The organism is Aquiflexum sp., assembly GCF_977115555.1.
This window is the reverse complement of the sequence record NZ_CDSBKL010000299.1, coordinates 1-5,227: the sequence shown is the minus strand read 5'-3', so window position 1 is coordinate 5,227 and position 5,227 is coordinate 1. Positions and strand designations below refer to the sequence as shown.

Here is a 5,227-nt window from a genome sequence, read left to right as displayed (position 1 = left end):
GGTGCAGGATCACCATACTGTATCTTATCAGGATTAGCTGATGTTTTTGCTGTAAGGATAGCAGGAGTAATAGTGAGGTCCGCCGGCAGATAGGAAACGTTAAAATTCCTTGACTCAAAGGTTCCGGGAATAATAATATGTTGCCCAACATCTGTACCTGTGACCATATTGATAGAGAAGAATTCAAGGTTGAAATCATCATCGTTCTCATCGATTTCCTCACCGAAATCATAATATTTTCCGATTTCAACATTTTCGCCTTCTTCTGCTAATTCAAGGTCTTTTTCACCAAAAATCACCAAGCTATTATCCTCCAAACCGCCTTCTTCACCATCAGTGCTATTGATTATTGTCCTTGAATTGATGATGGTTCTTCCATTGAGCATCGTACGGGCATTGATAATTGTTCGCCCATTGATAATTGTGCGTCCATTGACAATAGTACGGGCATTGACCATAGTACGGGCATTAATCATTGTTCTGCCATTGATGTTTACAGGTTTAAGTTCCTGGCTTTCCTGATCTTCAAGGTATTCTAGGAATGAAGCTGCAGGGACATCATATGCGGAATTGATTATTGTTCTACCATTAAGGATTGTACGTCCATTGATAATGGTTCGTCCATTGACCATGGTACGAGAACTTACCATGAAGCTTTTGTTGATAAAGCTCGCTTTGTTGAGGATTGTCCTGCCATTGAAAATACCTAATGGCAGGCTGTTGTCTTCTGGTTGTTGGGCCAATTCAAGGTCCTGCAAATATTGAGCAAGAATGCCATCTTTGAGGCTTTGTACATCAGATATTTTGACTTTACCATCCAATTCAATCAAATCATCAGGAATAATAACCTCAAATTTTATTGCATCGCTTATGGATTCGCCATATTTCAGGGCTGATTCATTAATCAGGTCCAAAGGCTTGATCGTAATAGGCAATGTCTCAACAGTGATAATCCCCGGGCCATAGTTTCCAAATGCATTATTTGTTCCATCATAGAAGAGATTCCCATCCTGCTGTACTACCCCGACATAATTGAAAAAGTCCGAGAAAGCAAAACCGGTTTGAGGATGAGAAGCAGTTATAATATAAGTACCTACTTCTGCCAAATCACCACTGATTGGACTAGTAAGCGTAAGTGGAACCAAAGAGACGTTCTCATTGTCAGGATTTATTGTAAGCCCGACTTCTTCTAAAGTCAATGCACTCTTTACCCAACTATTGTCAACTCTTTCATACACACTTGCCGTTAATGGCTCTAAAACCTGGGCGTACTTCTTGGTTAGGTCATCAGCACGGATGGCAATGGTCTTTTTGACGATATCAAAGAAAAATACCGGGCCGGCAGATCCACCGTCCAGTCCACTATCTGAAATGGCATTATTGACCACGGTGATACCAGGATTTCCTTCAAACTGGGGAATTGTCACCTCAAGATACCCAAATCCTTGATCATCAACTCCATAAGTAGCATTCAACAGTTCTTCTCTCAAATAAACATTTGAGCCTTCATATAGATTAGTCCCGTTTATCCTCAGTTTAAATTCAACTTCACCGGGATTAACACCTTCTTCATAAATTAATTCGATGTTCTCAGGATTTGGTGCAGCAAGTGAAAGTAATGCCCTATCAGCACGGACGAGTCCCGAACCTGATTTTATATCATAGCCTTGTTCATGCATGTCTTGTGCGGTAGTTTTCAATACTCTCCTTATGTCTTCAGGTAAACTGATTCCAACTCCCCCAACCCAATCATTAGGATTGGTTTCTGGATAATACTTCACACGGGCCTGCTTGACCAATGCAGCAATTGCAGCCACATGGGGTGCTGCGGCTGAAGTACCGAAAAAGTTTGGGAAATTATCCCCTTCCAAATCCGGAGCACCAAGGTTGACAGTAGTATTTCCTCCATTTGGACCTGTGAAATCCGGCTTATCGCGAAGTTCTCCATTGGTGGTCGTTCCTCCTCTGGAAGAGAAAGTAGCGACAGTAAATGGTTCCGTTCCGCTTGGTACAAGTGTTTGGTCAAATCCAAAAACAGAGGTATTGGCATAAAGTACCGCACCTACCGTCATGGCTCCTGTTGCATTGGCATGTCCAATAATCGTGGATGCATTTATTTCATGCTGACGGTTCGGGTCAAGTTCACCTCTGAAAACCACATATTTAAACTTAATGCCGGTATTGGAATCAAGGTCTGTGCAGCTTTCGCACTCACGAGCAATCAATAGATTCACAGTGGTTTCTTCCGTTATGGTAAAGGAAAGAATTTCAATTGGGTCACCATTAGTGTTATTCCTGTTAAAGCCAAATAGGGGAACACCGAAGTCTTTCAGATAAATATCCAGATCATATAAGCTTCCTGTTTGGTCAAATGAATAAAGAGGATCTTCCCAATGAAGGGCAATCATATAAACAGCCGGACCATTTTGCCCAGGATAGACTTTAATGGATTGACTAGTATTACCATCAATAAATTGATGTATACGGCCTCCATTTGTCCATTCGCCACTATTCAGCGGTAATTCAATTGACTGATCATCAACGGGATTAAATACCCCTTCAAAAGATTTGCTTCCAAAATTCCCTGCAGAGGTAAAATATGAAACACCGTTTTCCGCAACCTCATTGACAGCCTTTGTCACCTTTCCATCACTAAAGATAGGCTCAGTCATATAGCTAATATCATCGACAATAACATCACTGCCAGCAGCTGCTAAGTCGCGGATTCCTTGTGCAAAATCTCCGGCTGTAACCACTCCTGTTCGGAATGCAAGTTGGGCACCAGGAGCTACATCGTGTATAATCTGAAGCATGGCACGACCTTCATCCGTACCTTTTCCAAATCGGCTTGGAAGATCTCTCAAAAAATAAAGGCTTTCAGGCAAATCGCCGTTGGATATATCTGTAGCTAATGTATTGACACCGGCATCGGTACGTGTGGTATAGCTATCAGAGAGTATACCGATTTTAATCCCGGTTCCGTCAATAGGTTTGTCGCCATCAAAATGAGAATATCCGGCCCTTACAAGGTTGGAACGCATGACACGGTCACCTTGGGTAGTGGTCACACCTTTATTGGGAACAGGAGGGATTGCAGGGCGAACGTAATTGATGACCTCAAAATACTGGTTCAATTCCAACAACCTTTCTATTGGAAAAAATCCTGCGACAATTAATGAATTCGGGTCTTGTTTTAGTTCTTCTTCAGTTGGAGTCACAAAACCTAAACTTTCCAAAATTGCCTTTGCTTCTGCAAATTTATCTTTAAAATAGATGACTTCAAACAGTACCTCGTTTTCGCTGATATAGAAGACTTCATTGTTTTCAACAGTTTGACCTTGTCTGAAAATTTCATTTAAAGCACTTAATTCAGAACCAATGGGTTCATACACTTTTCCTTGGGAACAGATACCAAAGACCTGGCGGTCATTAACCGTAACTGTAAATGATTTAGTGCTGCCACAAGCACCAACTGTTGCAACCTCTATCACATCGCCATTAGTAACGAGTATGGATTCCGGATTTTCTATTGGACTACCGTTTCGTTTGAAGATCATGTCTCCATAACTTATCGTGACAAAATTATTCAAATTCGCAATTGCGGTATTCCCTCCATTCTCAGTACTACAAAGTATAGCATCAACAACGGAAATGGTTGGAGGAGTAGTGAGGATCACTCCTAAGCTACATTGGGTTGGAAAACAAGCCCCTTTATTGTCTATTTCTACTGATACAGTTCCTGAGCTCATCCAATTGACAATAATCGAATTTGTTCCTTGTCCTGAAACAATTTCTCCTTCACCACTTAGTGACCAAATGTATGCAGATGCTCCAGCAGGTACAGCATATGCTGCTGAAGAACCGGCACAAACCTCACTGTCTCCCACTATATTACATTCCGTATCAAAGTCAATAACTTCAGAGGCAGCCTGCACAGAATTGTCCCGACTTCCTACAGATTTTCCATTTAGTGAAACTACCCTTGTATGGTAGGGAGATCCGTTGATACTTGAAGCTGAATTACCTTCACCCCAATCCTGTGCATTAGCAATATGCCCTCCCCAGGCAATAACAACAGTATTGTTAGATCCGGTACTACTTTTTGTGGTAAATGATATTCTTATTCTGGTGACTGCACTGCTAGCTGAATTATTCCCCTGAACAACATATTTTATTTCACCAATTGTACCCCCATAAATGGCGATTTTTCTTTCATCAACAGATAGTTGATTGAAACTGGATGAAGGCTGAGGTATTCCATTAGGTGCCGGTATTGCTCCAAAATTTGGAGTGCCTGAATTAGGAATCACATCCTCACAGATTCTTTCAAAATTAGTGATATAGTCGATAGCACTCTTGTTATTTGCTCGGGTGTCCCATTCAATTTCTACGAAATGGCTTCCACCCCGCAACTTTGAAATGGTCAGACGATATGGTATAGATTGACCTTCAAAGAAATGGCTGTTGCCAGAATTGGAATTTCCGGTCGCCCAGTTTACAGGGTTTACAGGATCTTTGTCAACCCCTCCGTTCTGCCCTTGCTCTAGTTTAACAGTTTGGGAATAAGAAAAATTTGCAGCAAGAAGAAATACTAACATCAGCGTGCTGCAGAGTGCGTAGAGTGTTCGCATTGGAAAGTTTTTTAATGGTAAAAAGGCCTAAATACTTTTTAATGTGAAAGGATTTATAAACAAAATAAATCCTACCGCCTATGTTGGAAAAGATGTTTTTTAAAGTATAAAATGCAAATTTCTTTCCATAAAAGAGGTTTACTAAGTTATTAAATTTTTTCTGTAAAAAATCAAAATCAGAATTTTTGGTGTAAAAGAAAAAATTTTGCCATTGTCCTTTTGGACATGACATTAAACTTTACAATAAAGGATAACATTGCTCACTTTTTTTAGGTCTTCAAAAAGTACAACTTGAAATCCATACCTATGAAATATCCCTTCAAAACTACAAGTAATATAAAAATTATCAGGTCAATTTGACTCAGAAAAATGAGAATATAAGGTTCCAAATTATCAGGTCATTCGATGAAATATTCATCAATAGCTCTTAAAAAAAGTTCGAAAACTTATCCATTCAGCTAAAAAAAAGCATAAGAAATTGCAATCTGGATTATGATTTAATTGGTAGTTCTATAATAAAATCGCTTCCTTCATTTTCTTTACTCTCTACCTTCAGTTCACCTCCATGTGCCTTTATGATATCATAGCTCAGACTC

1 protein-coding gene is annotated in these 5,227 nt (G+C 40.0%); it reads right to left on the bottom strand.

The window, feature by feature from the left end; translation table 11 throughout:
- Positions 1-4,631 (bottom strand): S8 family serine peptidase (locus ACZFYI_RS15300; protein WP_462525000.1); only part of this gene is annotated, 4,631 nt, incomplete at its 3' end.
- Between the last annotated feature and the right edge of the window lie 596 nt (positions 4,632-5,227).